The following is a 25,525-nucleotide window of genomic DNA, read 5'->3' on the forward strand; positions in this document are numbered from 1 at the left end:
TCTGAACCACGAGATTCCATGTTTACCGATTCCCACTGCCATCTGAATTTCCCCGAGCTGCAAAGCCGCCTGCCCGAGATCCGCGAGGCCATGGCGGCCGCGCGCGTCACGCGTGCGCTGTGCATCTGCACCACGATGGAGGAATTCGGCGATGTGCACCAGCTGGCGCTGGATCACGACAATTTCTGGGCCACGGTGGGCGTGCACCCCGATACGGAACACATGACCGAGCCCAGCGTGGCCGACCTGGTCGAGCGCGCCGCCCTGGCGCGCGTGGTGGCCATCGGCGAAACGGGACTGGACTACTACGGCATGGAAGACCGCAAGGGCGGGCGCACGATTGCCGACCTGGAATGGCAGCGCGAGCGCTTTCGCGTGCACATCCGCGCGGCGCGCCAGACGCAAAAGCCCCTGGTCATCCACACGCGCAGCGCCTCTGATGACACGCTGGCCATCCTGCGCGAAGAAGGCGAGGACGGCTCGGCAGGCCAGGCTGGCGGCGTGTTCCACTGCTTCACCGAGACCATGGAGGTCGCGCGTGCGGCGCTGGACCTGGGCTACTACATCTCCATGTCAGGCATCGTCACCTTCAAGAACGCCCAGCACCTGCGCGACGTGGCCGCCTTCGTGCCGGCCGACCGCCTGCTGATCGAGACCGACAGCCCCTACCTGGCGCCCGTTCCCTATCGCGGCAAGACCAACAATCCGTCCTACGTGCCTTACGTGGCACAGCAGATTGCGCAGGTGCGCGGCATGTCCGTGGAGGACGTGGCGGCCCTGACCAGTGCCAACTTTGACCAGCTGTTCAAGGGGGTTGTCGCATGCGACTGAATGCTGCGGCCAGTGGCCGCGTGGGCATGGGCGTGGACGTGCACCGGCGCCACTGGCTGGCCCAGGCCGGCCAAGCCGTGGTGGCCCTGGCCGCAGCCAGCGGCGGGCTGGCGCATGCCAGCCAGTACGACGACTATGTGCGCGCCATCATCAGCGACAACGAGCGCGCCATGGTCAACCTGATCTTTCGCGGCTTCGACCCCAACACCCGCGACACGCGCGGCCGCCCGGGCCTGGTGGCCGCCCTGCACCAGGGCTCGCTGGGTGTCTTCGACGTGCTGCTCAAATCCCCGGGCATCAAGGTCAACGAGGCCTCCCAGCAGGGCGAAACGCCGCTGATGATGGCCTGCATCAAGGGCCACCTGGACCTGGCAAAGGAACTCATACGCCGGGGCGCCGATGTCAACCGCCCCGGCTGGACGCCGCTGCACTACGCCACCTCGGCCGACCTGCCCAAGACGCTGGACATCGTCAAGCTGCTGCTCGACAACAGCGCCTACATCGACGCCGACTCGCCAAACGGCACCACCCCGCTGATGCTGGCCGCCCAATACAGCAGCGAAGCCGTGGTGGACCTGCTGATCAAGGAGGGCGCCGACGTCGTCCTTCGCAACCAGCGTGGCTTCACCGCGGCCGACTTTGCCCGGCAGGTGGACCGCCAGTACATGGTGGACAAACTCACCAAGGCCATCAAGGCCGAGCGCAAGACCCAGCCTTCGCGCGGAAGCTGGTAGCAGCAAGCCAGGCGGGCGGCACTGCCGGTGCCGCCGCTGTCCACCTCAGGTTGTGTGATTCCTGCTCAATCGGGCGTACAGGCCGTCCCGCGCCAGCAGCTCGGCATGCGTACCCTGCTCGGCAATGCGGCCGCGCTCCATCACCACCACGCGGTCGGCATGCTCGATGGTCGAGAGCCGGTGGGCGATGACCAGGGTCGTGCGGCCCTGCATCAGCCGCGTCAGCGCCTCCTGCACCAGGCGCTCGGATTCGTTGTCCAGGGCCGAGGTGGCCTCGTCCAGGATCAGGATGGGCGCATCCTTGTACAGCGCCCGTGCAATCGCCAGCCGCTGGCGCTGGCCCCCCGACAGCTGGCTGGCGTTGTGGCCCACTACCGTCTGCAGGCCGTTGGACAGTCCGCGCACATGGGAGCCCAGATTGGCGGCATCCAGCGCGGCCCACAGCTGGGCCTCGTCTTCCACCCCGCCCAGCGCCACGTTGGCGGCAATGGTGTCGTTGAACATCACCACGTCCTGGCTGACCATGGCGAACTGCTGGCGCAGCGCGGCCAGATCCCATTCGGGCAGGGGCGTGCCGTCCAGCAGCAACTGGCCGCCCGTGGGCTGCAAAAAGCGTGGCAGCAGGTTCACCAGCGTGGTCTTGCCCGCGCCGGAGGGGCCGACCAGGGCCACCACCTCGCCCGGGCGCACGCGCAGGTCCACATGGCTCAGGGCCGGTGCCTTGTCCTCGCCAAACTGCACGGACACGTCGCGCAACTCGATTTCGCCGCGCGCCTTGCCGGGCACCTGCGTGCCGCCGGTCTCGTCGCCCGAGCCCTCCAGCAGGTGCAGGCCCCGCTCCAGCGCCGCCACGCCACGCGTGATGGGGTTGGCCACATCGGCCAGGCGTCGGATGGGGGCAATCAGCATCAGCATGGCCGTGATGAAGGCCGCAAAGCTGCCCACCGTCACATCCTGCACATTGGCCGCAGCAGCGCCCGTGCCCCGGCTTTGCCACAGCGCAATGCAGATCACGGCCGACAGGGCGGCGGCGGCCAGCAATTGGGTCAGCGGCGTCATGGCCGCCGAGGCGATGGTGGCCTTGATGGCCAGCTTGCGCAGCTGCCCGCTCAGGCCGCCAAAGCGCTTTTGCTGGCCCTGTTGCGCGCCATGCAAGCGCACCATGCGGTGGGCCAGAACGTTCTCTTCCACCACATAGGCCAGGGAATCGGTGGCCTCCTGGCTGATCTTGGTGATGCGGTACAGGCGGCGCGACAGCGTCTTCATGATCCAGGCCACGCCCGGCACCACGGCCGCCACCACCAGCGTCAGCTGCCAGTTCAGATACAGCAGGTAGCCCAGCAGCGCCACCAGCGTGAAACCGTCGCGCGAGATGCCCAGCATGGCCTGCACCAGCAGCGTGGAGCCGGTCTGCACCTCATAGACCACGGTGTTGGACAGCGATGAGGCCGACTGGCGCGAGAACAGCGCCATATCGGCGGCCAGCAGCCGCTCGAACAGGCGCTTGCGCAGCGCTAGCATGCCCTCGTTGGCAATGCGCGCCAGCGCGTACTGGCCCACGAACTGCGACAGGCCCCGCACCAGGAACACGCCGATGATGGCCAGCGGCACCGACCACAGTGGCAGCGTGCCGTCGGTGAAGCCGCTGTCCAGCAGCGGCTGCAGCAGGGCAGGGATCAATGGCTCGGTGACCGCGCCCACCAGCGTGGCAGCCACGGCCAGCGTCCAGGCCAGGCGCTGGCCACCAAAGTAGGGTGACAGGCGCTTGAGGCGCTGCGACAGGGTCAGGGTGCTGGCGAGATCAAGGGCCGCCGGTGCGGCGGACGGCGCAGGGGCCGGCGGCGGTGAGGATGGTGCTTGCATGAAGCGCGGATTTTACGGCGGGCTTGCCTGTGGCTGCCTCATGGGGAACTGATGCGGCTGCCGGGGATCGAGAAAGCCTGGGCCGACAGACCCTACAGTGCACGTTCTTACATCGTGACGCATCCAGTGTGTGTAACATTCGCACCTGTGCAAGTACCGGGGTCTTCCCGTAGATATTGATGAATGCCAATGACTATTGACCGACTCCTTTCTCCCTCCTCCCTGGCGGCCGTGCCGCGCACTTCGCGCCGAACCCTGCTGGCCGCTCTCGCCTCAACCCCCGCAATTCCCGCGCTGGCCCAGTTCCGCGTCGAAGTGACGGGCGTGGGCCTGACCCAGTTGCCCATCGCCATTGCAGCATTCAAGGGAGAAGGGCAGGCGCCCCAGAAGATCTCGGCCATCATCCAGGCTGACCTGGAGCGCAGCGGTCAATTCCGCGCAGTGGACACGGCCGGCGTCCAGCTGGACGAGACCTCGCGGCCCGACGTTGCCATGTGGCGCCAAAAGAGCGCTGACTCGCTGGCCGTGGGCAGCATCACGCGCCTGGCCGATGGCCGCTACGATGTGCGCTTTCGCCTCTGGGACGTGGTCAAGGGCCAGGACCTGGGGGGCCAGGGCTTTGCCGTCACCACCGGCGACCTGCGCCTGGTGGCCCACCGCATCTCCGACTACATCTACGAGAAACTCACGGGCGAGAAGGGCGTGTTCTCCACGCGCATCGCCTATGTGACCAAGGCGGGCAGTAACTACCGCCTGTGGGTGGCCGATGCCGATGGCGAGAACGCCCAGTCGGCCCTGTCCAGCCCGGAACCCATCATCTCGCCTGCCTGGTCGCCCACCGGCACCCAGCTGGCCTACGTGTCCTTCGAGTCGCGCAAGCCCGTGGTCTATGTGCACGATGTGGCCAGTGGCCGCCGCCGCCTGGTTGCCAACTTCCGGGGCTCCAACAGCGCACCGGCCTGGTCGCCTGACGGCAACTCCCTGGCCGTCACGCTCAGCCGCGACGGCGGCTCCCAGCTGTACCTGATCAGCGCCCAGGGCGGCGAGCCGCGCCGACTGATGCAAAGCAGCGGCATCGACACCGAGCCGAACTTCTCCAGCGATGGCCGCTCCATCTACTTCGTCAGCGACCGTGGCGGCGCCCCGCAGATCTACAAGGTGCCGGCCTCGGGCGGTAGCGCGGAACGCGTCACCTTCACCGGCAACTACAACATCTCGCCCAGCGTCAGCCCCGATGGAAAGTGGCTTGCCTACGTCTCGCGCGTGGGCGGCGGCTTCAAGCTCCACGTCATGGACCTGGGCACCGGCACCGTGAATGCCATCACCGACACCACGGCCGACGAAAGCCCCAGCTTCGCTCCGAACAGCCGCCTGATCGTCTACGCCACCCTGCAGCAGGGACGCGAATCCCTGATGACCACCACGCTCGACGGCAAGATCAAGGCGCGGCTGGCAGGGCAGGGCGGTGACATCCGCGAGCCCGACTGGGGTCCGTTCCAGCGCCAGTGACAGCCGGCTTCCTCGATTTCTTTTCAGTCAACCAGTCAACTCAGCACGAAGTCCACCCGGACATACGGAGATTTTTCATGATCACCATCAAACGACTTTCCCTGGCACTTGCAGTCACCGCACTCATGGCAGGTTGCAGCTCAGGCGTCAAACTTGACGAAACCCCGGTCACCGACGCGGGCGCCACCAGCACGGGCCAGGGCAGCGGCGCCGGCACCGGCAGCACCTCGCAAAGCGGCATCTCGGGCGTGGACCTGACCGGCTCGGCCGCCGACAAGGCAGGTCCCCAGGGCGTCAGCCGCGTCGTCTACTTCGACTTCGACAGCTACGTCGTCAAGGCCGACGCCCAGCCTCAGATCGAAGCCCACGCACGCTTCCTGAAGGCATCTTCCGCTCGCAAGGTCCAGATCGAAGGCCACACCGACGAGCGCGGCGGCCGCGAATACAACCTGGCCCTGGGCCAAAAGCGTGCCGAAGCCGTGCGCCGCTCGCTGGGCCTGCTGGGCGTCAGCGATGCGCAAATGGAAGCCGTGAGCTACGGCAAGGAAAAGCCTGCCTCCGAAGGCCATTCCGAAGACGCCTACGCGCAAAACCGCCGCGCTGAACTGTCCTACCGTTGGTGAACATGCAGCGCTCCCCGATCCTGCATCGCACCGCGCTGCGCACGCTGCTGGCGGCCGGCCTGATGGCCGGCTACGCCGCCAGCGGCCATGCCGCACTGTTCGGCGATGACGAGGCGCGCCGCGCCATCCTGGAAATGCGCCAGCGCGTCGACAGCATGCAGCAGTCGCAGCAGCGCATGACCGAGGAAAGCTCGCAAACGCGCCGTGGCCTGCTCGAACTGCAGTCGCAGATCGAGCAGCTCAAGTCCGAGCAAGCCAAGCTGCGCGGCCAGAACGAGCAGCTGCTGCGCGATGTGGCCGAGCTGCAGCGCGGCCAGCGCGACATCGCCAAGGGCGTGGACGAGCGCCTGCGCCAGTTCGAGCCCGTCACGGTGACGGTGGACGGCCAGGAATTCGCAGCCGACCCGGCAGAGAAGCGCGACTTCGAAGCCGCCCTGGCGCAGTTCCGCGCAGGCAGCTTTGCTGAAGCCGGCACGGCGTTCTCGTCCTTCCTGAACCAGTGGCCCAAGAGCGGCTATGTGCCCTCGGCACGCTTTTGGCTGGGCAATGCGCAGTACGCCAATCGCAACTACAAGGACGCGATCACCAACTTCCGCGCGCTGCTGGCAGCAGCCCCTATGCACGGCCGGGCGCCGGAGGCGGCACTGTCCATCGCCAACTGCCAGATCGAGATGAAGGACACCAAGGGCGCGCGCAAGACGCTGGAAGACCTGATCAAGGCCTATCCCAACGCCGAAGCCACGGCTGCGGCCAAGAACCGTCTCGCCAGCCTCAAGTGATGAACGACACGGCTTCTTCATCCCTTCCGGAAGAAGACAAGACAGCGCCTGAAGCAGGCGCTGTTTTTTCTGATGCCGACCTGCAGCGCCGCTTCGGCGGCCTGGAGCGCCTGTATGGCGTGCCGGGCGCCGCTCGCATTCGCGCCGCGCACGTCGTCGTGGTGGGCATCGGCGGCGTGGGCTCCTGGACTGCCGAGGCGCTGGCGCGCAGCGGTGTGGGCGAGCTCACCCTGATCGACATGGACCATGTCGCCGAGTCCAACATCAACCGCCAGATCCACGCGCTCTCCACCACGGTGGGCCAGGCCAAGATCGAAGCCATGCGCGAGCGCATCGCCCAGATCAACCCCGCCTGCCGCGTGCACTGCATCGACGACTTCGTTGACCCGGACAACTGGCTGCGCCTGCTGCCCCCGGGCGCCGACGCCGTCATCGACGCCTGCGACCAGGTCAAGGCCAAGACCGCCATGGCAGCCCATGCGCGCGCCACGCGGCAATGCTTCATCTCGGTGGGTGCAGCGGGCGGCAAGCGCCTGGCTCACAAGGTCGATATCGATGACCTCAGCGCCACCACGCACGACCCGCTGCTGGCCCAACTGCGCTACCGCCTGCGCCGCGAGCACGGCGCACCCAAGGAAGGCAAGCGCATCGGCATCGCCTGCGTCTTCAGCCGCGAGGCCGTCGCCCCGCCCGATGCCTCTTGCGCCATCGAAGGCGACGGCACGCTCAACTGCCACGGCTACGGCTCGGTAGTGGCCGTCACCGCCACCTTCGGTCAGTGCGCCGCAGGCTGGGTCATCGATCAACTGAGCCGCACCAAGAATTGAAGCGTAAATTTTGGTGCTAGAATCTATGTCTTCGCTAAGCAGCATCTGATGCATGCAAAGCGTGGTTCGGGTCTTTAGCTCAGTCGGTAGAGCAGCGGACTTTTAATCCGTTGGTCGCGAGTTCGAATCTCGCAGGACCCACCAACAAACACGCGGAAGCCGCGCTATCGTAAAGGTAGCGCGGCTTTTGTTTTATTCCCAATTTGGGAATAGAGGTCAGCCCAGGGACTGCCGTTTCGAGACCTTCGAGCGGTCGTAGACCCGGGCCGTGGTGGCCGAGCTGGCGTGAAGCTCGGGCAGGGCGCCATACCGTGCCTTGTGCTGGGTCGTGTAGTACGCCCGCAGGTCGTGGAAGGTGAAGCGCCTGCTGATCACCTTGGTCTCCAAGGCTTCGACCATCGCCCGCTGCCAGCCCGTGGTGAAGCCCGATTCCGTAAGCGGGCTGCCGTGCTGATTGATGAAGACGTGCAGCGAGGTCTCGGGACGCGGCAGCTGCAGCAGCCTCTTGGCCAGGTCCAGCATGGCCGGGCCCATGGCGATGTTCTCGGCCCGCTTGGTGCCGCCGTGCTGCTTGGCGCGCATCAGCCGGATCTCGCCGGCCTGCATGTCGATCTGCGGCACCTGCAGGGCCAGGAACTCCACGCGGCGCGAGCCAGCCAGGGCGGCAAACTCCGCCATCAGGGCCAGGGTCTTGCGCGCTGGGCTACCGGCCTCCAGCCAGTCCAGGAAGGCTCGCAGCTCGGCCGGCTCCGGCGCTTCCGTCCGGGCTCGCTCGCTGTTCTTCTTGACCTGCTTGCACGGGTTGGCGTCGATCAGCCCGCGCTCGATGGCCACGTTCATCAGGTTGGAGAGCAGGGCGATTTCTCGATTGCCCCGCACGGGTGCGTCTGCACGCTCCACGCGCAGGAACCTGGCGATGTCGGTGGGGCGCACTGCGGCGGCCGGCACCTCGCCCATGACCTCGATGAGCTTCAGACTGTAGGACTCGTAGTCCTTCTTCGTGCGCTCCGCCAGGGCCGTCCAGCGGGCTGTCTTTTGGTACAGGTCCCATAGCTCGCGGATCGTGCCCTGCAGGTTGGGGACGTGATTCATCTCCAGCACGGCCTGTATGGCCGCGGTGCGATCTGTTCCCAGGTTGATGGGCTTGCTGCCCACCGGGTGGTATCGGTAGGTGACAAGCCCGTTCTTGCGCGGCCGAGCCTCCATCCGGGGCAGAAGGCCGAAGCCTGATGCTCGCTCTCTTCTGCGACCCATCATTTACTCCAGTTGAAGCCGCGCCGAGCCGGGGAGGGCGCTTTGTTGTTCAGCCTCTCTTCAACGATGGTGCGGCCCACCAGAGGAAGCCCATCGGGACGGACACCGGCAACGGCAATGCCGAGTACTCGCTCGATGTAGCGGCGCTGGGCGAAGCGCTGCTTCAGGGGCTTGCACAGGCCGTTTATCTCGTCTTCGGTCAGGAAAGGACTTAAGGCTGGTGATTCAGCTCTCATGTGGCTGGCCCTCCTGTGCTTCTCTTGCGCGGGGTAGAGGCCGCGCTAGCCTTCTTCTTGTCGCTTGGCTTGGACTTCGGCACAACTGCGGAAGGGGGCGTAAGCCTGGGAACTACTCCAAATTTCCGGAACGCTCTCTCTAGGGCGGATTCAGAACCGGGCTCTGATGCCTTTAGCTTGAGAGTCAGGCTTTGGCTGGAGGCTCTGAACTGATTCTTGACTTGGGTAACTCGTTGCGATTGCTTGAACCCCACAACATCGGCTTCGTCAAACACGATCGTTCGCCCGATGCGATAGCAGGGAATGGGTCCCTGAGGGGCGGCTAAAGCGTAGACCGCCCGTGGGGAGACACCAAGGATGGCTGCAGCTTCCTTTGCGTTCATGAGAAAACTCCTTGCTGTGTGGTCTGACGACGAAGGGGTTCCCAAGCATTCACGAGGAGAGCGCATACGGTGTGCGATGACCCGTCTTGGCGCGTGAAGCGGGGGCGTTTTTCATTTTGCTCTGCCATGTTGATTGCTAGTTTGGGCAGGCGTTGTGCCAGCCGTATTGATCGCCGCGCTTGTTCTCTCCTGTCATGCCATCTGCCAGGCTGCCGATGGTGGCTGTCAGTAAACGGGCCGCATCAAGAACTCCCCGGATCTCGTTGATGTTTGCGGTTCTGCCGGCGCTGTCCACCACATCAAGCAGGATGCTCGCCTGCAAGGCGATGGCGCTAAGAACGTGGTGCTCTTTGGTTTCCTCCTGGGCGGAGGCTGGTCCCGGATCGCGCGCAGGCGCATAGACGGCCTGCTTTCGCTCCTGCAGCGCCCTGAGAGCCGATGAATCTCCCGCAAGGCGGCAAGACCGGAAGGCACTGGACAGATCGACTGCCAGCGGCAGAGCTTCTCGAAGCAGGCAGCGCGCGGCGTTGATGGGGTCACTGCCATCGGTCTCTGCAGCGCTCAGCGCCTTTGTTGCCACGTCCAAGCTGTCGGTGACCATGGCTAGAAGCTCACCCATGGCTGGCCTCGGGCCATCTCCCAGCCATGTGCCATCGGCCCTGTTCACGTCCATCAGCAGAGCATCAGCCGTGTCGATAGCTTCATGGCCAGGGATGCGTGGCAGCAGGTCAGCAAGAGGCAAGATCAAGTTGTGCACGCGCCGTGCCACGTCGCGTGCCAAGGCTTCATGCTCTTGGAGGATGTCGGGCTTCGCGACATCAATGCATGGTGCTTCAACCATGGCTTGCTCCCGCTTCCTTGGCAGCCTTCTTCGCCTCACGGGCCAGTCGCATGCGCTCAACGAACTCTGTCTTCCGCTTGGCGCGGTCCTCGCACCACTTAACGTGCGATTGCTGGTTATGTTCGATGTTGTGCGCCAACCATGCCGGGTTTAAATGGCGTGCGCCAACCTCGATCAACTTCTCAATGACCTCAAAAAATCCCGAGGTCACGTTGGCCACTTCTGCCTTGTCCCAGTTGCCATAGCCAGTTCCATTGCTCTGCATCGCGTCACGCAACATGTGGCCCAGGCGCAGCTTTTCCTCCTTATGCCTCCTGTAAAACTGCACGATCTCGCCGGCCATTTGCATCCCCCGTGCTTTGCCTTCGTAGTAGTGCAGGGCAGGGGCGTCAAACAGAACTTGGCGATAGGCGTACTTTTTCGAGCCAGCTTCGTGCACAACCGTGTACACGAAGGACAGCTCGGACAGTTCACGGCGCTCACCACTGGGCAGCGTGACGGTGCGTGCCTCTCGGTCTGCATCCCGTCGCCTCGCCATCACATCATCAATATGCTTCCCGATGGCGGTGACTGCCTCCTCATCCAGCGGCTTCCCAACGCCATCGCAAATGCGAGCACCGATCAGAATCGCGTACTTCTTCAGCCGCTCCATCAGGAAGGTTCCCGCCCGCCACATCCAGGCGCACTGCTCCGGGTCGACGTGGACCTGGATCTCCTTCAAGGAGCCGAACAACTCCTCACTGTTGTTGATGACATGGCGCGCTATCTCGCAGCCGGTGTCCGGATCTGCGAACCCGATCTGGTTGGCGTTCTTGATCCAACCGAAGCCAGCTTCCTGGGCGCGCTCGATGCGGTTGCCGTTGAACTTGGAGCCGTTGGGGCGCAGGCTCAGCACAATCATCGAGAGACTCAACGGCGCGGCCACCGGCGCCTGGCCATGTTGTGCTGGCGCCGGCTTCTGAGTCGCTCGCGGGGCCGCGGTTTTGCGAGCGGGGGCTAACGTGGCATCATTCGACATGATTCGTTTCCTTGTGAGAAGGGGTTCGGGTCACGAGGTCTGCTCGGTTGGCGCTGAGCTTCCTCACTAGAGGCCGGACAGGTTGGCGCTTGTCCGGCTTCGCCTTTTGTGGCGGCGCTTGTTGTGATCGCATGTTTTCCTTCAGGGTGATTTGCTGGTGTCAACGATGCCCGTGATACCGGTTCATTTAACTGGCGGCTTGAGATTTGCAGATTTACAACACACATCAAGCGGGCTGGGCGTCTTCTGCGTGAGCCTTCAACGCTCGCAGCTTCTTGCCATCGCGCAGCAACTGGAACATGCGGTCAATGTGACGATGCGAAGCCCGCATGGCCGTCTCCTGCACACACTCGTCCACGAACTGGGCAAACACGCGTGTGATGTCTGCAACCGCGTAGACCTCGTACTGCGAGCTTTTGGCCTCTTCATGTTGGTTGCGCACCATGCCGTGCGGCTTGGGGCTGAGCGGCAGTTTCCACACCACCGTGTCCACCACCCATTGAGGCAGGCCATACCGGTCGTTCATGCGAGCGCGGATTTTCGAGATGGGCTCGCAGTTCTGCGGGCAGCGGTCCCAGACACGGGACTCGGCCAAGTCCTCGATCTGGGTTTCCAGCCGCTGCATGTCCGCGGTGATCTTGGCCTGGGCCTGCTCCAGTTGGTAGAAGGCTTGCGCCTGAAGCATCAGGATCTCGCCTGGTGAGCGTGGCGCCATGCTGTAGCTGCCAGTCTTGCGGATGCTGGGCAGTACATCCTCGAAGACCCAGCGCTCAAATCGCTCGGCAGACGGCAGAGTGCTGTTCACCACCAGGCGCATCAGGTCGGGCTCATCAATGATGCGCATGTTCTGCATGCCTCCCGAAGTCTGAAGGGGGTGCAAATGCTGCGCCCCCTTGCAATGCGAGCGGAGTGCCGTAGTTGCATCGGCGTAACCAAGGGCTTCGGCGGCATCCTTGCCCACGAAGTAGGTCTTGTCTTCGATCTGGACCGTGCGGACGCTCAGCCCCTCAAAGTTGTGAGGAACGATGCTGCTCATGCTGCTGCCCTATCGGTGATCGTGGGGATGCCGGCCATCTCGATGAGAACCTTGAGGGCGCCATAGATGCAGGACGCCTGGGCCGTGCCGCCCTCCGTGGCGCCCGTCGCCATCAGTTCGGAGGTCAGGCCCTTTGCGGCATCCTCCACGCTCACGCCGTTGGCTCGGCTCATCCAGCTGTCCACAGCGATTTCGTGGCCAGACTGCTGCGCGTCTTCGTCGAGGAAGAATGTCGCGTTCATGTTGAGGATCTCTTTCACTGTGGGCTACCTTTCATTGCGGGTTGATGGACGTGCTCGCCCTGGAGGGACGCGCGCAGACGGGCCAGGATTTCGCCGTTGAGGCTTCGGTCGTTGGCGACGGCTTGGGCCTTGAGTTGTTCCTTGATCTCGTCCGGGATGCGGACGGGCGTTGGAGGAAGTTGATGACGGTCGGTCTTGGTCATGTTGTGGATGAAATTTAGATTCTTGGGTTGTGGATGTCAATGAGATTCTTTGAAAAGATTCGATTTGATGTCCACAATCGAGGTATGGCGACCGACAGACATCAAGCCCCCTCGTACCCGCTCCGCATGCCCGATGAGTTGAAGGCGCGCATCCAGGCATCCGCCAATGAAAGCGGTCGCAGCCTTCATGCAGAGCTGCTGCACAGGCTCGAAAGCTCCTACAAAGATGACGACACCATCAAGCTTTTGAAAAACAACGTTGTTTTGCTGAGAACTCTTGCCTCGTTTGTTTTGCTTCAGCAGAACCATCCAGAAGTAATGGAGCCGATGCGCGAATCGATGATCGCCATGGCAAAGGCCATCAAAGAAACCGATGACGATGCCAAGGTGCTCGCGGCCGCAAAGCCATCTTTTCTGCAGTACGTTGAAGGCTTGGTGCAGTCGGTCGATCGTGTTACCGAGCTTCTGGGGGAGGGGTGGGCGAGCAAGGCGAACGTCGACAAGACTGACTCCAAGCCTTAACCCTCTTGGAGATGGTTCAGTTTTGAGCCATGGCCCCAACTGCCCCGCAATCATCGGGTTAGTTGATGGGGAAGCCATCACACAGCCCTTCCGACTAGATGCTCGGTCATGGGGCGCTCCTGATACTCGCCGAAGGCTCCGCTGAACACCTCGTTCGGCGCTGGGATGCGCGGTGATTGCGCCAGAGCAGGCCCAAGGCCCAGGCCATGGACTGCGGTAGGGATCCGCCCGCGCGACGGCGCATAGCGAAGAGACGGAATAGGCATATGGCCTGGCTCATGAGGTACTCCTTTTGACGGTGATGGGGAGGGCCTGGAACGCGGCGCCCGCGTCGATCTCGGCCTGGATGGTTTGCTCGCGCTCGTCGTAGGACATGCCGGCTGTTGCCAGCTGCTCGCGCCGAGCGGCGGCGTAGTCAATGCGGATGCGCTCGCGGTCCTCGATCTGGCCATTGCCGCCGAAGCCGCAGTGCGAGCACATACAGGGCACGCCCTTAGCGCGCAGCTCACGGCCTTGGCGTTCGGCGGCGCGGACTTGATGAGGCTGCAGGCCGTTGTCGCGGCAGATGCGCCGGATCCAGCCTTCGGTGAGGCTGCTGTGCCCGTGGCGCGCGTCTTGGCGGACCTGCAAGAGCGCTTCCGTCTTGTTGAGCGTGATCTCTTCGAGGAGGTGGCGGGAGAAGGGCGGCATCAATCACTCCAACGGTTGAGGAATGGATGCCTGGGGCACCCTTTCGCAACACCTCGCTGGCGGGACTTCATCCCTGAACCTGCCCGCTGCATCCTGTTGGGCTTACCGGCTTCGTATCGCTTGCCGAGGTTGTGGCGCTTGGTATTGCGTTGAGGGGCATTGAATCATGATTCACTTGTGTTGTCAATTATGATTCAGTTTGATGTTGAATAAGTGTTCAATCTTGGCAAGGTTCGACGTGTAGACGAGAAATGCCTGTCGCGCGGGGCTGCATCGAAGAGGTCGGCGCAGTGTCTGACCTCTGGCGGCCAAGTCAGGTGGCTACATTGGTGCACCACACGGGAGACACCCATGCACCACCTCGACACCATCGATGGAATCATTGCGCTCGCGGAGACAGGCCCTGGCGTTGAGCCAGGCGAGGCGCTCAATGTCCTGGCTAGGATCATCAGCGACATGGACCCCCAGGAGGCTCACTACAAGGAGCGGGTGGCTGGCCTGGTACTCGTTGGGGCGACACTGTGGCGCACGTCCATCGCGGCAGGCGACACGAGCATTGATGCTGCCCTTTGGCGGGCGTAGAGCACAAGAAACCAGGGGTCTGGGCCGCGAGATGGAGGCCTATGCCGTGCAGAGCATCGGTACAGGCCTCATGCGCGGCCCTATTTCTTCTTTGCGGGTGGTGCCGGCTTCGGCGCAGGCACCTTGATTGTCTCGACCACTGCTGTGTTTTTAGATCTCTCCGCTTGCTTTACGGGAATGAACTGACCATTTCCCGCATCACGTCCAATCTTTCGCGTCGTTGCCATCACTTCCTCCTTTGAATGCCGCGGGTGCGACGAAAACCATTTTGGAGTCCTCATCCTATTCTTCGCTGTCATATCTTGCACCCAGTGCTTTGCCTGATGCCGACTCCTAATGGGTGAAGTTATGACGCAAAAAGCCCCGTTGTGCGGGGCTCGTATGGGACGGGGAGGGCGGCTCAGTTGGCCGATTGTGCCGGATTTTGCCGACCTTGCGCGGGGAGTGTGCCGAAGTTGGCCTGGCGCTACTCGCGGCTCTGTTAGGCCAGCGTTTCTTGCAGCATCTTGATCAGCTGCTCAGCGTCCTCTGGCGACATCTCACCTAGGTAGTCGTGATGGGCAGGTCGGCTGATGTCTTGGCCATGTGCGTGAGCCCGATGAGCGTTTTACCGCCGACGATGCGCGTGCTTACGCTGGTGGACTGGAGCAGTGGAGCTGGAGTCATGGCGCCATCGTGGCATGAAAAAGCCCGCTCTAGGCGGGCTATCAGTTTACAAAGGAGTTGCTATATCCTTCAACTTCTCTGACCAACGAAGGTAAAAAAGATAGTAGGGATCCTCAATACTAAGTATCGAAGTTGGCTCGCCTTCCCAATCGATAATTCGCTGCTCTGGAAATAAGTCTTTTGCCATCTTCGATATCTGCAGGCAAGCTGTAGAAAGGCTAGCGGCTTGCGGAGTGTCAGGGCTGCAAACTCTTTGAACTCGCTTAGATATCTCATTCCACGGAAGACTCAAAAGCGGGGGGTCTTGCTTGATAGCTATCAGTAATGCCCTATAAACGTCGCCGCGGGAGCCATCCGATAGATTAAATTCTTTCCGTTCCGTTCCTCGCACCTTCGGGCCGGCGTGTTGGATTTTTAAAAGAGATGCGAAATCTGTCTTTGTCGCGGTTTCCTCAAATATCTGCTTAAGCTCGTCTTCAGTGACTTCAACCCTGGACTTTCTGCTCTCCACCCCGTCTCTTATTGATTTGGTATAGCAAAGCTGTAGGCAAATCGCCTGCATCAATTGGGGAGATTGAGATGCCTCTTCTGCAATCTTTTGGATTATCTCACTTTTTAAAATTACCCCAATCTTTGGGAATCCAATTTCTGCTATTTGCAGCAAGTCCTTTTTAGACCAAGGCTTCGTGTCTACTGCGCGAACTCGTCCTCGTAGCTCTGGGTTGCTACGTACGACGTCGTCAGACCTGTGCGGTACTGATGCCGTGCATATCTTCACGCCATTTCTTGCAGCCTCTTTGATCTCCCGGGCTGTCCTTTTTTGCATATCTGAATCCATGTAATGGAAATCATCAATAAAAAGAACTTTCTCTGTATTGGCTAAGGCTGACGTAATTTGATCTAATCCGCCCCTGTTATGGGTTTTGGATTTTGTTCGCGATGTCGAGTTGTTTGTGGTGTATCTCGCATCGGCTCCTAGTTCTGCTATCAATGGAACTTTGACGGTTCCTTTGCCGCCTACCTGCGTACCATCCCCAGTAGAGTCAGTATCTGTCTCTGTTTCAGATGTCGGAACTTCCAGCTTATTAAGTACTTTAGACCAAAGTTCTCCAGTACTTGTAACGCCGGCCCCAGTTACAGTGATAAGGTTTTCTCTACCAGCAATTTTTTCGACTAGTACAGTTTTTCCAGATTTCGATGGGCCTGATACAGAAACAATCTCACCAGGAGTGTCTAATGCATCTCTCAATCTACTTTCCAGTCGATCTTCATTCCTAGATACGTAGGTATATGTTGGATAGTCGTTGGGAGTAAAAACTTGATTGGCGCGCACCTATAGTCTCCAGAGTACAACGCGTCAATCATATGCCAGATATCCGCCGATCCGCTCGATCCGCTGATGCGCTGATGCGCTCGATCCGCTGATCTGCCCGATGCGCCCGATGCGCTCGATCCGCCCGATGCGCTCGATCCGCCCGATGCGCCCGATCCGCCCGATGCGCCCGATCCGCCCGATCCGCCCGATGCGCTCGATCCGCTGATGCGCCCGATCCGCTCGATCCGCTCGATCCGCCCGATGCGCCCGATGCGCTCGATCCGCCCGATGCGCCCGATGCGCCCGATCCGCCCGATGCGCCCGATCCGCCCGATGCGCTCGATCCGCTGATGCGCCCGATGCGCTCGATCCGCCCGATGCGCCCGATCCGCCCGATCCGCTCGATCCGCCCGATCCGCCCGATCCGCTCGATCCGCCTGATCCGTCAGATTTACTTTGCCTGGATTGCTTTAGCTCTGTGGCAGTGTTCCAGAACAGCATCATTGCGGGAGACATTGATACCGCCTAGTGAGTGCCAGTTACTTTGGCTGTCGGCTTCCACGCGAGGTAGGTAATGTGGTGTGGAGTAAAAAAGAATTCGCACTTGTCCTGACTGCTCGGCCGGTACTTCGACTCGCCGCAACCCCTGACTGAGTTTTGCGCAAGAGCCTTGCTGATAGGCGCGTTGAAGTCGTTTCGTCGTGGGCCGAGGCATCCCGGCTGCTATCAAAACTTTGTCCATCCCTTTCTTCTTCAGATACGCTCGCTTTGCTTGTGCACAACCTCGCCAATCAACTTCACTCCCTCATGGCAGACCTTGCGGGGATAGCGACGCTGATCCGGATTGTCAGAGGAAAGCCACCACTGGCCATCGTCTCTGATCAGTCGTTTGATCACCATCTCTCCTTCATAGTTGACGGCGAACACGACGCCATCCTTCGGCTGTGTCTGGGCAGTGTTCACTATCACTGTGTCGCCGTCATAAAGCCCCGGCTCCATGCTGCCGTTGCTGACGGTGGTGGCAAGTAGGTCCTTTGGTTTGAATCCGCGCCTCTCGTACCAATCCTTGCGAAATGCGAGAGGGTTGTCTTCTTCATCGATAGGGTCAACCCCGAATCCTGTGACGCCCGCGGAGAGCTTGAACCGGACGCGGCGGATCGATGGGTAGTCTGGGTTGTTCTCCAGATCAATTTCCATGGGCTCTGGCAGGGCGAGCTCCATTGCGCCCAAGCCGGTAGCAAGCCAGTCCGGGCTGACCCGCAGGAATGCCGCCGCCTTGGCGTTGTTCTCCGCACTGAAGGACTTGGAGAGCCCGTCAAGCACCCGTTTCACGGCTTGGTACGTCACCCCCATGCCTCGGGCCAGCTCGGTCACGGTGACTCCACGCGCGTCTATCGCCTGCTTGAGGCGTCCTGAAAATTCAACCATGGTTCAAATGTGCGCGGTATGAACTGAATAGTGATTGCTTTTGTTGATGAATCATGATTCAATGCTTTCATGAAGAAGACTGAAGCGATCGCCCAACTCGGTGGTTCTATTGCTGAAGCGGCGAAGGCCGTCGGCGTTACCTACCACGCAGTACGCCAGTGGCCCGACGTACTTCCTCAGCGGATCGCTGATCGGGTGCAGGCTGCTCTCTGGCGGCGGCTCAACTCTCAGGCGCTCCTGGAGAAGGCCGTTGAGGGCAAGCACCAGGAAGCCTGACCTATGGTGTCACATCAGGACATTCTCTGGCCGCCGCGGGCTGTCGCCAGCTCGCGCTCCACGCACATCACGACCCGGCTTGCTCGGCAGCGGATGTGCAGCTCCCCCGCTCTCCATGACAGCTCCAGCTGGCTTGTCGTCAACGTCTGCTCCCGTGCGCTTGTCTCGGGGTGCACGTTGGTGCTGACGCTGGTCCTGGTGCTGGCGTGGAAGGGCTGGGTGTTGAGGTTCATGGCGGCTCCCTTTGGTGTGGTGTTTGTTTGCATTGCCGCGATGTTCGGCGTTCCCTTCTTCCCCGTCCACGTCCAATTTTTCAGGAGCCGGATATGAGCGCTCTCGATGCGCTGCGCCGCGGCGTTGATCACTTCCCGGGTGGCCGCGCTGTCGTGGCCATTCGTCTCGGCAAGACCGATGAGGTTCTGCGCAAGGAACTGTCTGGCGCCTCGTCGCACAAGCTCGGCGCTGTCGATGCGTTGGCCATCACCAGCCTGCTACGCGAGGCAGCCATGCCTCATTGCTACGACTACGCGGCCTATGTCGCGGGAGAGGCTGGGGGGCGCTTTGAGCTGATGGAGGCCTGCCGCGCGGTGGTGTCGAGCCCTGTGGACAAGGTGTCCAAGCTGGTGCTGGAGACCTCGCACATCACCAGTGCGGTGATCGAGGCCATGCAAGACGGCGTGATCTCGGACAACGAGCTGGCGCAGATCGAGCGCGAGATCGCCGAGGCCGAGGAGGTGCTTCGCAAGCTGCGCCAGGCCGCGCGTGCCGTCAACGCCGCAGGCAAACCCCGTGAGATGAACGAAGCGCAGGGCGCGAAGGAGTAGGTATGGCCGGGGACTGGATCAAGATGCGGACTGACCTCTACCGAGACCCCAAGGTCTCGCTCATTGCTGATGCGCTGATGGCTCCTGGCAGCGAGCTTTCGCGTTACGTCACGAACAACTGCCAGCGTGAAATGACCGTCACCCGTAACGTTATGCGTAACGTCACGGTCGGAGCGCTGGTGTCTGTTTGGGGTGTGATGCGACAGCGTGGAAAGCGTAACGGTGACGATTTGGTGTGTCACGGCGTGACGCTGATGGTGCTCGATGACATCGCTGATCTGCCTGGTTTTGGCGCTGCACTCGCGCTTTCGGGCTGGGTTTTGCAGACCTCCGAGGGCCTCGAATTCCCCCGATTTTTCGACGAATACAACGTCTCTCCAGAGGAGAAAACCCGCTCACAGGGTGCTGAACGCCAGCGCCGTTACAGGGAGCGCCAAGGGCAAAAAAGTGACGGCCAAAGTGACGGTTTTGGCTGCGTCACGGGTGACGTAACGGATAACGTCACTGTGACGCCTAGAGAAGAGAAGAATAGAGAAGAGAAAGAGAATACCCCCCAACCCCCCACCGGGGGTCGGCAGAGATGTCGCAATGCTGCTGAGGAGCCCGACGGCTTTGTCGAGTTCTGGTCGGCATACCCCCGAAAGGTCGGCAAGGACGCTGCTCGCAAGGCTTTCGGCAAGCGCCGGCCAGACGCAGCGCTGTTGGCAAAGATGCTGGCGGCCATCACGATCCAGGCAAGGTCGACGCAGTGGCTGCGTGACGATGGCCAGTTCATTCCGCATCCCGCGACATGGCTCAACGCGGGTCGTTGGGACGACGAAGAGGGCGTGGGGCAAGCGGGGCAGGGCGACAGCGAGAGCCGGCCCCGCTGGGCTCTGCAGGCCGGTTTCGAGAACCGCTGGGAGGCGGAAAACGCGGGTTGTCGTGAGCACAACGCCCACCAATTCCGAGATGGCCAGCGCGCGGAGGTGACCGCTTGAACGCCGCCGAACTCAGCCAGCGCATGGCCTCTGACGCCGCGGCGATTGCGCAGTACCTGCTGCCCAACGGCAAGCGCAAGGCCGGCGAGTGGGTGGCCGGCAGCATCAACGGCGAGGAGGGCCAGTCGCTTTCCGTCCGCCTGACGGGCACCAAGGCCGGCGTGTGGAAGGACTTCGCATCGGGTGAGGCCGGCGATCTGCTGGACCTGTGGGCCGCCTGCCGCAGCCAGTCCATCGGCGAAGCCATCCGCGAGGCGAAGCAGTACCTGGGCATCCGCGACGTGATGCCCGAGCGCGAGAAGAAGACCTTCAAGCGCCCGTCAAAGCCGCAGTGCCAGGCCGCCAAGGCCGGCGTCAAGGAGTGGCTCAACGGCCGGGGAATCACCGACGAGACCATCGCTGCCTTCCGGGTGGCCGAGCAGATCCGCGGTGGCAAGACCTACGCCGTGTTCCCGTACCTGCGCAATGGTGAGTTGGTCAACGTGAAGTACCGCAACATCGCGGAGAAGCGCGACATGCGGCAGGAGGGCGGGGCAGAGCCTTGCCTTTTCGGCTGGCACCTGATCGACCCCAAGGCCCGCACCGTGGCGGTCACCGAGGGCGAGATCGATGCAATGACGCTGCACCAGGTTGGGATCCCCGCGCTGTCGGTCAATGCTGGCGCTGGCAATCACCAGTGGCTGGAGAACGACTGGGAGCGCCTGGACTGTTTTAGCGAGATCCTGATCTTTTTCGACAGCGATGAGGCTGGCAAGGCAGGGGCGCAGGAGATCGTCCGCCGCCTGGGCCTGGAGCGCTGCAAGCTGGTCACGTTGCCCGAGAAGGACGCCAACGAGTTCCTGCAGAAGGGCGCTTGCGGCGAGGACTTCTGGCACGCCACCAAGGAAGCCAAGACCCTGGACCCCGAGGAGATGCGCCAGGCCAGCGACTTCATCAACCGCGTGAAGTCCATGTTCTATCCGGCCCACGATGACGAGGGCGACCCGGTGCTGCGCCTGGACAAGGATCTGGACTGGTTCGAGTTCCGCTCCGGCGAGGTCACCGTCTGGACCGGCTACAACGGCCACGGCAAGAGCCTGATGCTGTCTCAGGTGCTGCTGGGGCTGATGCAGCAGGGAGACCGCGTGATGGTGTTCTCCGGCGAGATGACACCCGAACGCCAGCTCAAGCGCACCGTCAAGCAGGCCGCGGGCCTGGACCGCCCAAGCATGCCCTACATCGACGCCATCGGAGCCTGGCTGCACGACAAGCAATGGTTCTTCAACGTGGTGGGCAGCGCAGGCATCGACCGTCTCCTGGCCGTGTTCCTGTACGGCTCCAAGCGTTACGGCATGCGTCACTTCGTGATCGACAGCTTGATGATGACGGACGTGCCCGAAGACGGCCCAGGGAGCATGACCGCCCAGAAGGAAGCCGTCCGCAAGATCTGCGATTTCGCGCGCCGCAATGGTGTGCATGTCCACCTGGTCGCCCACCCGCGCAAGGGTGCGGACGAGTCCAAGGGACCCGGGAAGCTGGACGTTGCCGGGTCTTCCAAGATCACCGACGGCGCCGACAACGTGTTCACCGTCTGGAGCGCGCGCAAGGACGAGAACGACGCCGGTCACGACCCCGACAAGCCCGACGCCAAGCTGGAGCTGCAGAAGCAGCGCAACGGCGACGTGCAGCACTACAGCCAGTACCTCTGGTTCAACAAGGCCGCCCAGCAGTTCGCCACGAACAGCCGGCGTCGCGCCATCAACTACGTCCCTTTCTCAACCCAGGAGCCAAAAGATGAATTCGCTGACCAACCCTGATCGCGCTGTCCCGAACCTTGCGGCTGGCCATGTCCTGCTGTGGAGTCAGAGCCAGTGCGCGCTGCATATCGAGCCCCTCATGGACATGCTGACCAAAAACCGCAGGGCGTGCGCAGCTGACCATTGCATGGACTACGTGCCTCTGACCATCGGAACGCGCGAGGAGTGCGACGCCGCCGCAAGCCGGCTCCGGCCAGTCCTCAACGAACGCCGCAGCGGCACCGCCTCTCATTGATCCAGAAGACCGTATGACAACAGAAGCACCAACCACACTCGCTGCTGAGCGGCCCAACGTCATCGAGCGCCTGACGAGCGCGAGCACCAGTAGCGATCTTTCCGTGGACCTGGAGAAACGCGGCGACGCGGACTACCTGATCGCCGCTGGCATCCAGCGCGCAGGCCTGGGCCGGCTGGTCCAGCAGCTGATCTGCGAATGGGACCGCCGCGAGAAGCCGCGCCCACTGACCGAAGAGCAACTGCAGAGGGTGGCCGAACAGCTGCCGCGCAAGAGCCGGGGCCGTCTCGACATGGTGGGCGCCCGCGTGGCCGAGGGCCGTTGGCACATGGAGCGCCGCATGGAGATCCTGCGCGGCCTGCCGCAGTACACCCGCCTGGTGGATGCGCACGCTGGTTTCTTGCCCTGGGTGCTGGCGCAGGGCATCAAGGACGCCCGCGCCAAGCTGACGGACGTGCTGCTGTGGTGGTGCGACAGCAAGTGCCCAGGCTGCGGCGGAGTCAAGCTGGGCGAGATGGCTGTCTGCGAGACCTGCAAGGGCTTCGGCACTCGCGAGGTGCCGCACGAAGCCGAGGGCCAGCTGATCTCACGGCACATCGCCACCCATGTGGATCGCGCACGCTCGGGCACCATCGCCGCGCTCAAGCGCATGAAGGGGCTGAAAGTGGTTGCAGCCGGGAAAGGGTGATGTATACTGCGTACCTAGAGCGCAGGCGCAAATAAACCGCCTTCCTCCCATCGGGAACGTCCCCAGGCGGTGAGTCTGGCAAGACATGGAAGCGATGGGGGAACGCGCCCAAAGAAAAAGCCCGCTAGGTTCGCCAGCGGGCTTTGTCATTTGGGTCAGGTGCAGAGATTAAGCGTTGCGATTGCGCCTTGAGATTGCTAAACCGGCCCAGCCTAACAGAGCAGATAGAACGAGCAAGCCGAGGGCAGACGTAGACGGCACCGGTGTTGCTGTTGGCGTTGAAGGCGTGATAAGAGCCCAAGACCAAGGGGCTGCGTTGGCGTACGAAGCACCTATGAAGGAAGGGGCCGCTACACACGAGTCAGTTGCTCCGGTAGGGCCTGTTCCAATACTCGTGCAATTGAGAGTGTTGTACGCGTCGACAGTGGCGCCAATCTGCATTAATCCAATTTTGTCGCCAATAGCATGTGGAGCTGTGCCAGTTTGCCAAAGTTCAAGAAAGATGTTGGAACTTGTAATTGAGCCCGTGGCAGATGTGGAGACGGTTGCTTGAAAAAGCCTGACATTGGGATTGGTGTTCGCATATGTGTTGATCCCGTCATTGAAGCTGAATGACGTAATCTGAGCGGCAATGGGGGCGTTTGAGAGATTTGCGGCAAGTGGTGCCGCAGTTGTGAACGAGCCTGATGGGATCATGGCCGTCGTGTAGTTTTGGCAGGGGCCACCGTTACAGACCGTGAAGTCATTTTTTGTCGTGTAGTGGCCAGTGGTTGCCGCGCTGTAGGTGGCTGCGTGAACGGTCCCGATGGCTGCGAAGAACATGGCAGCTGCCGCTGCGGACTTTTTGAGAGCTGACTTCATGGGCGCCGTAGGAATGTTAAGAATTGTTGCGGATGCCGGATTCTGAGAGCTAGGATCTTCGACTATCGATGATTTTTCTTAATAGTAATTTCTGTACAACTGCGTGTTTGTACTGTTGAATTTTTATTTGCCATGTGTTATTTGATGTATGGCAAAGGTTCTCGAAATGTAGCTCCCAAGTGCGTCGGCGAGCCTTAGATGGAAAGACACGCCCCAAGTCCGCATGCATCGCACGCGGGCTTTTCTGCTTTCTCCTCCAGCCAACCGGTTGGCGCTCAGCGAAGTAAACGGCACACTGCCATGAGCATTTTTCGTGAGCCCGATGAGAGTAATTAGTTGTCTTGCTAATATTCAACAATCCGTCAGGTTTCAATAAATACTCTATTTAGACTTGGTTCTGGCTAATGAAAATAATTAGCGCTGAAACCATTTCTTATGAACAGGGAGCTTTGCATGAAGAAGTCTTTTTTTGCAGCTGTAGGTTTAGTTGCGGCACTGGGTGCAGCGTCCAACGCATTTGCTGCGGGCAACTTGGAACAAGCGCATATTTGCGTCGTTTCTGGCTGGGCTTGCGATGAAGCAGACCCGAGCTACACAGGCAGCGTTCTCGTGTACCACAGCGATGGAAGACTGATTCGCAAGCTGACCGCCAATCATTACCGCGAACCTGGTGTGGGAGCTGCGTGCGGCGGAAATTCCTATCGTGGTTTTGCTGGAGAGCTGGACACAACTCCTGGCCAGGATTTCTCTGATGGCTATCACAACGTCCGTGTGTACTTCGAGCGCCGAAATGGATCGTTGCTTGAAATCGGTGGATCGCCTCGCGTAGTGCTTTTTGGCCCTGCGCAGCTGAGCCCTGGACCTAATGAGTGCGCAAACCCCCGAGGATGGGGCAACTGATCTAGCTGATCAGATTCAGGGCAGCATGGCTGCTCATAGATCAACCCGGCATTGCCGGGTTTTTTCGTTTCCAAGAGGTTGTGTTATGCCGCCAACAGGTGCACCCGGCAAAGCATGCATTGCGCATGGGGTGCAAGGCCTGCGTGGCGGCACCTATCAAGGAGATCGTGATGCTCTACAACGCCCAGAATGCACGCGGCGCCACGGTCGTGGACATGGATTCCGGAAAGACTCTTTCCAAGGTGTTGGAGGTGAACACCCGGGCTGGCTGGGCCAAGGTCGGGCACGAGCCGTTGCGACTGGACGCCCAGGGCCGGCTCCTTGGCGAGCGCATTCGCTTCGGCTCGATCTACGCAATCCAGGGCTTGGAGTCGATGCCCTGCTTGTTCCACTGCTATGGGCGGCTCCAATGACCACATAGTTCCAATGATGCATAGTTGGCGGGATCGGAGAACGTTATGACGAACAAAGACTATCTGGATTGGGTGGAGAAGGCAGCGATCGAAAATCTTCGAGGGAGGCTTGCGACTGGCGATGTGCTGCTGGCGCAGTCCAACACGCTACTTTCCCTGTTGCTGGTCGGTATCGGCGGATCGTTAGCGTACGTGGTGAAGTTGCTTGAGGGGTCGGCAGCCTCACCTCTGGTGGTGGGGATGTCTTCAGTATCGGTCTGGCTATTTTTGGTAGCAGCGGTCTTGGCTTTCAACTGTCTGTTCACTCGGGAGACTCAGGTTCTTTACAACGAGCCAAAGAGCTTGCGAAATGACACGCTGAAGTCGCTAAATCTCAGTTTTGAAGATCTGCGCGGCTTTGAACTGGAAAATATCCAGGAACGGATAGAGAAGACCGAGCTTCGGAATCGGTGCGTGGCAATGTGGCTTGACCGATGCAGGGGTGCTGCGGTTGCCACGCCCGTTGTTTTTACCGTTGCGGCACTCGGTTCGGCCTATTTATAGGTTGTGGCGGCTGATAGTCACGGCGCTCTGGCGCTGGTTGAGGAATGGGATTTGTTGCCATGTTCCGCCCTCCTGGCGATGGGTTGTGTGGAAGCTCCCATCGTAAGCCAGGAGGGCGGATCAGCTTTGTTCCGTTTGTCTGATCTTGTGCTCGGGTACAGTCCATACGCCGATGTTGGCGCATGGAGGGCAAGATGTCCGTAATGGTTTGGTTTTGGCCGAATGAAATGGGCGATAGATTGGTCGATGCGCCGCTGCTGCAGATTCGCTTGCCAGTAGTGCCCCGGGTTGGTGAGTTCGTGGTCCTCCCTGTGAAGCATGAAGACTTCACTCGGAGCTACCGAGTAACCATGGTTTCGTATCAGGTCGAACTGGAAAATCTGTCCGTTGACGTGCATCTTGAGCTTTGATGCGTCATCACTTTTGA

Annotated in this window: 34 protein-coding genes and 1 tRNA gene; 19 read left to right on the forward strand and 16 right to left on the reverse strand. The window is 61.3% G+C overall.

The window, feature by feature from the left end; all coding sequences use genetic code 11:
- Positions 1-18: 18 nt before the first annotated feature.
- On the forward strand, positions 19-831 hold the full coding sequence (locus CLV01_RS15735; RefSeq protein WP_063326318.1) for a TatD family hydrolase: 813 nt from the start codon (positions 19-21) through the stop codon (positions 829-831).
- Positions 822-1,565 (forward strand): ankyrin repeat domain-containing protein, encoded by a 744-nt coding sequence (locus CLV01_RS15740; RefSeq protein ID WP_097202529.1) that lies wholly within the window; start codon positions 822-824, stop codon positions 1,563-1,565. The genes CLV01_RS15735 and CLV01_RS15740 overlap by 10 nt, the downstream gene beginning before the upstream one ends.
- A 45-nt stretch (positions 1,566-1,610) precedes the next feature.
- Here CLV01_RS15740 and msbA read toward each other — a convergent pair whose 3' ends face one another.
- Positions 1,611-3,428, reverse strand: a complete 1,818-nt coding sequence (msbA, locus tag CLV01_RS15745; protein ID WP_013802698.1) for a lipid A export permease/ATP-binding protein MsbA — start codon at positions 3,426-3,428, stop codon at positions 1,611-1,613.
- 189 nt (positions 3,429-3,617) lie between these two features.
- Here msbA and tolB point away from each other — a divergent pair, with 189 nt between their 5' ends.
- The 5 genes from tolB to CLV01_RS15770 all read left to right on the forward strand — a co-directional run bounded on the left by tolB (position 3,618) and on the right by CLV01_RS15770 (position 7,310).
- Entirely contained in the window at positions 3,618-4,937 is a 1,320-nt protein-coding gene (gene tolB, locus CLV01_RS15750; RefSeq protein ID WP_013802697.1) for a Tol-Pal system beta propeller repeat protein TolB, read from the forward strand.
- 77 nt (positions 4,938-5,014) lie between these two features.
- Positions 5,015-5,560 (forward strand): peptidoglycan-associated lipoprotein Pal, encoded by a 546-nt coding sequence (gene pal / locus CLV01_RS15755; RefSeq protein WP_099733873.1) that lies wholly within the window; start codon positions 5,015-5,017, stop codon positions 5,558-5,560.
- Positions 5,557-6,339 (forward strand): tol-pal system protein YbgF, encoded by a 783-nt coding sequence (ybgF, locus tag CLV01_RS15760; protein WP_012205234.1) that lies wholly within the window; start codon positions 5,557-5,559, stop codon positions 6,337-6,339. Before pal ends, ybgF begins: the two co-directional genes overlap by 4 nt.
- The gene (locus CLV01_RS15765; protein ID WP_099733872.1) at positions 6,339-7,166 is read left to right on the forward strand and encodes a tRNA threonylcarbamoyladenosine dehydratase; all 828 of its coding nucleotides are present in this window, start codon (positions 6,339-6,341) and stop codon (positions 7,164-7,166) included. Before ybgF ends, CLV01_RS15765 begins: the two co-directional genes overlap by 1 nt.
- A 68-nt stretch (positions 7,167-7,234) precedes the next feature.
- Positions 7,235-7,310, forward strand: a tRNA-Lys gene (locus tag CLV01_RS15770).
- Between the two features lie 72 nt (positions 7,311-7,382).
- On the opposite strand, the gene CLV01_RS15775 is transcribed toward CLV01_RS15770, so the two are convergent.
- From CLV01_RS15775 to CLV01_RS15805, 8 genes are all read right to left on the reverse strand, one after another.
- Positions 7,383-8,321 carry a tyrosine-type recombinase/integrase gene (locus CLV01_RS15775; protein ID WP_257221322.1) on the reverse strand — a complete coding sequence of 313 codons (939 nt, stop codon included), beginning with the start codon at positions 8,319-8,321 and terminating at the stop codon, positions 7,383-7,385.
- A 98-nt stretch (positions 8,322-8,419) separates the two neighbouring features.
- A complete protein-coding gene (locus tag CLV01_RS28740) occupies positions 8,420-8,656 on the reverse strand; it encodes a hypothetical protein (protein ID WP_143290062.1) in 237 nt (78 codons plus the stop codon).
- Positions 8,653-9,105, reverse strand: a complete 453-nt coding sequence (locus tag CLV01_RS29905; RefSeq protein ID WP_099733869.1) for a helix-turn-helix domain-containing protein — start codon at positions 9,103-9,105, stop codon at positions 8,653-8,655. Before CLV01_RS29905 ends, CLV01_RS28740 begins: the two co-directional genes overlap by 4 nt.
- Before the next feature lie 70 nt (positions 9,106-9,175).
- Positions 9,176-9,880 (reverse strand): hypothetical protein, encoded by a 705-nt coding sequence (locus CLV01_RS15785; protein WP_099733868.1) that lies wholly within the window; start codon positions 9,878-9,880, stop codon positions 9,176-9,178.
- The gene (locus tag CLV01_RS15790; RefSeq protein WP_099733867.1) at positions 9,873-10,898 is read right to left on the reverse strand and encodes a hypothetical protein; all 1,026 of its coding nucleotides are present in this window, start codon (positions 10,896-10,898) and stop codon (positions 9,873-9,875) included. Before CLV01_RS15790 ends, CLV01_RS15785 begins: the two co-directional genes overlap by 8 nt.
- Before the next feature lie 226 nt (positions 10,899-11,124).
- Entirely contained in the window at positions 11,125-11,934 is an 810-nt protein-coding gene (locus CLV01_RS15795) for a BRO-N domain-containing protein (RefSeq protein ID WP_099733866.1), read from the reverse strand.
- Positions 11,931-12,176 carry a hypothetical protein gene (locus CLV01_RS15800; protein WP_257221323.1) on the reverse strand — a complete coding sequence of 82 codons (246 nt, stop codon included), beginning with the start codon at positions 12,174-12,176 and terminating at the stop codon, positions 11,931-11,933. Before CLV01_RS15800 ends, CLV01_RS15795 begins: the two co-directional genes overlap by 4 nt.
- Positions 12,177-12,190: 14 nt before the next feature.
- On the reverse strand, positions 12,191-12,379 hold the full coding sequence (locus CLV01_RS15805; protein WP_099733864.1) for an Arc family DNA-binding protein: 189 nt from the start codon (positions 12,377-12,379) through the stop codon (positions 12,191-12,193).
- Between the two features lie 84 nt (positions 12,380-12,463).
- On the opposite strand from CLV01_RS15805, the gene CLV01_RS15810 reads away from it, so the two are divergent.
- Positions 12,464-12,901, forward strand: coding sequence for an Arc family DNA-binding protein (locus CLV01_RS15810; protein ID WP_099733863.1), 438 nt, complete (start codon positions 12,464-12,466; stop codon positions 12,899-12,901).
- Positions 12,902-13,177: 276 nt separating this feature from the next.
- Here the strand turns inward: CLV01_RS15810 and CLV01_RS15815 are convergent, their stop codons facing one another.
- On the reverse strand, positions 13,178-13,591 hold the full coding sequence (locus tag CLV01_RS15815; protein WP_257221324.1) for a hypothetical protein: 414 nt from the start codon (positions 13,589-13,591) through the stop codon (positions 13,178-13,180).
- Between the two features lie 351 nt (positions 13,592-13,942).
- Between CLV01_RS15815 and CLV01_RS15820 the strand changes: the two genes are divergently transcribed.
- Positions 13,943-14,173 carry a hypothetical protein gene (locus CLV01_RS15820; protein ID WP_034392866.1) on the forward strand — a complete coding sequence of 77 codons (231 nt, stop codon included), beginning with the start codon at positions 13,943-13,945 and terminating at the stop codon, positions 14,171-14,173.
- A gap of 543 nt (positions 14,174-14,716) precedes the next feature.
- On the opposite strand, the gene CLV01_RS15825 is transcribed toward CLV01_RS15820, so the two are convergent.
- The 4 genes from CLV01_RS15825 to CLV01_RS15835 form a co-directional block, all read right to left on the reverse strand.
- A complete protein-coding gene (locus tag CLV01_RS15825) occupies positions 14,717-14,839 on the reverse strand; it encodes a hypothetical protein (protein ID WP_257221325.1) in 123 nt (40 codons plus the stop codon).
- A gap of 46 nt (positions 14,840-14,885) precedes the next feature.
- The gene (locus tag CLV01_RS28745) at positions 14,886-16,172 is read right to left on the reverse strand and encodes a hypothetical protein (RefSeq protein WP_143290061.1); all 1,287 of its coding nucleotides are present in this window, start codon (positions 16,170-16,172) and stop codon (positions 14,886-14,888) included.
- Positions 16,173-16,196: 24 nt separating this feature from the next.
- Positions 16,197-16,658, reverse strand: a complete 462-nt coding sequence (locus CLV01_RS29150) for a hypothetical protein (protein ID WP_180288403.1) — start codon at positions 16,656-16,658, stop codon at positions 16,197-16,199.
- Positions 16,659-16,907: 249 nt separating this feature from the next.
- Entirely contained in the window at positions 16,908-17,582 is a 675-nt protein-coding gene (locus tag CLV01_RS15835; protein ID WP_099733862.1) for a LexA family transcriptional regulator, read from the reverse strand.
- 69 nt (positions 17,583-17,651) lie between these two features.
- On the opposite strand from CLV01_RS15835, the gene CLV01_RS15840 reads away from it, so the two are divergent.
- Complete coding sequence (locus CLV01_RS15840; RefSeq protein ID WP_099733861.1) at positions 17,652-17,858, forward strand: Cro/CI family transcriptional regulator; 207 nt, start codon at positions 17,652-17,654, stop codon at positions 17,856-17,858.
- A gap of 14 nt (positions 17,859-17,872) precedes the next feature.
- Here CLV01_RS15840 and CLV01_RS28750 read toward each other — a convergent pair whose 3' ends face one another.
- Entirely contained in the window at positions 17,873-18,091 is a 219-nt protein-coding gene (locus CLV01_RS28750) for a hypothetical protein (protein ID WP_143290060.1), read from the reverse strand.
- Positions 18,092-18,184: 93 nt separating this feature from the next.
- Between CLV01_RS28750 and CLV01_RS15850 the strand changes: the two genes are divergently transcribed.
- Genes CLV01_RS15850 through CLV01_RS15870 form a run of 5 tightly spaced genes read left to right on the forward strand, consistent with a single transcriptional unit; the run spans position 18,185 to position 22,381 of the window.
- Complete coding sequence (locus CLV01_RS15850) at positions 18,185-18,682, forward strand: phage regulatory CII family protein (RefSeq protein ID WP_099733859.1); 498 nt, start codon at positions 18,185-18,187, stop codon at positions 18,680-18,682.
- 2 nt (positions 18,683-18,684) lie between these two features.
- Entirely contained in the window at positions 18,685-19,662 is a 978-nt protein-coding gene (locus CLV01_RS15855; protein ID WP_099733858.1) for a hypothetical protein, read from the forward strand.
- The gene (locus tag CLV01_RS15860) at positions 19,659-21,458 is read left to right on the forward strand and encodes a toprim domain-containing protein (protein ID WP_099733857.1); all 1,800 of its coding nucleotides are present in this window, start codon (positions 19,659-19,661) and stop codon (positions 21,456-21,458) included. The genes CLV01_RS15855 and CLV01_RS15860 overlap by 4 nt, the downstream gene beginning before the upstream one ends.
- A complete protein-coding gene (locus CLV01_RS15865; RefSeq protein ID WP_099733856.1) occupies positions 21,436-21,693 on the forward strand; it encodes a hypothetical protein in 258 nt (85 codons plus the stop codon). Before CLV01_RS15860 ends, CLV01_RS15865 begins: the two co-directional genes overlap by 23 nt.
- A gap of 13 nt (positions 21,694-21,706) precedes the next feature.
- Positions 21,707-22,381, forward strand: coding sequence for a hypothetical protein (locus tag CLV01_RS15870; protein WP_099733855.1), 675 nt, complete (start codon positions 21,707-21,709; stop codon positions 22,379-22,381).
- Positions 22,382-22,549: 168 nt separating this feature from the next.
- Here the strand turns inward: CLV01_RS15870 and CLV01_RS29910 are convergent, their stop codons facing one another.
- Positions 22,550-23,242 carry an IPTL-CTERM sorting domain-containing protein gene (locus tag CLV01_RS29910; RefSeq protein WP_099733854.1) on the reverse strand — a complete coding sequence of 231 codons (693 nt, stop codon included), beginning with the start codon at positions 23,240-23,242 and terminating at the stop codon, positions 22,550-22,552.
- 453 nt (positions 23,243-23,695) lie between these two features.
- On the opposite strand from CLV01_RS29910, the gene CLV01_RS28755 reads away from it, so the two are divergent.
- From CLV01_RS28755 to CLV01_RS15890, 4 genes are all read left to right on the forward strand, one after another.
- Positions 23,696-24,142 (forward strand): hypothetical protein, encoded by a 447-nt coding sequence (locus CLV01_RS28755; protein WP_143290059.1) that lies wholly within the window; start codon positions 23,696-23,698, stop codon positions 24,140-24,142.
- Between the two features lie 170 nt (positions 24,143-24,312).
- Complete coding sequence (locus CLV01_RS15880) at positions 24,313-24,555, forward strand: hypothetical protein (RefSeq protein WP_143290058.1); 243 nt, start codon at positions 24,313-24,315, stop codon at positions 24,553-24,555.
- 45 nt (positions 24,556-24,600) lie between these two features.
- Positions 24,601-25,098, forward strand: a complete 498-nt coding sequence (locus CLV01_RS15885) for a hypothetical protein (protein WP_099733852.1) — start codon at positions 24,601-24,603, stop codon at positions 25,096-25,098.
- A 194-nt stretch (positions 25,099-25,292) separates the two neighbouring features.
- Positions 25,293-25,508 (forward strand): hypothetical protein, encoded by a 216-nt coding sequence (locus CLV01_RS15890; protein ID WP_143290057.1) that lies wholly within the window; start codon positions 25,293-25,295, stop codon positions 25,506-25,508.
- Positions 25,509-25,525: the final 17 nt, after the last annotated feature.

The organism is Delftia sp. 60 (assembly GCF_002754395.1).
GTDB classification, from domain to species: domain Bacteria; phylum Pseudomonadota; class Gammaproteobacteria; order Burkholderiales; family Burkholderiaceae_C; genus Comamonas; species Comamonas acidovorans.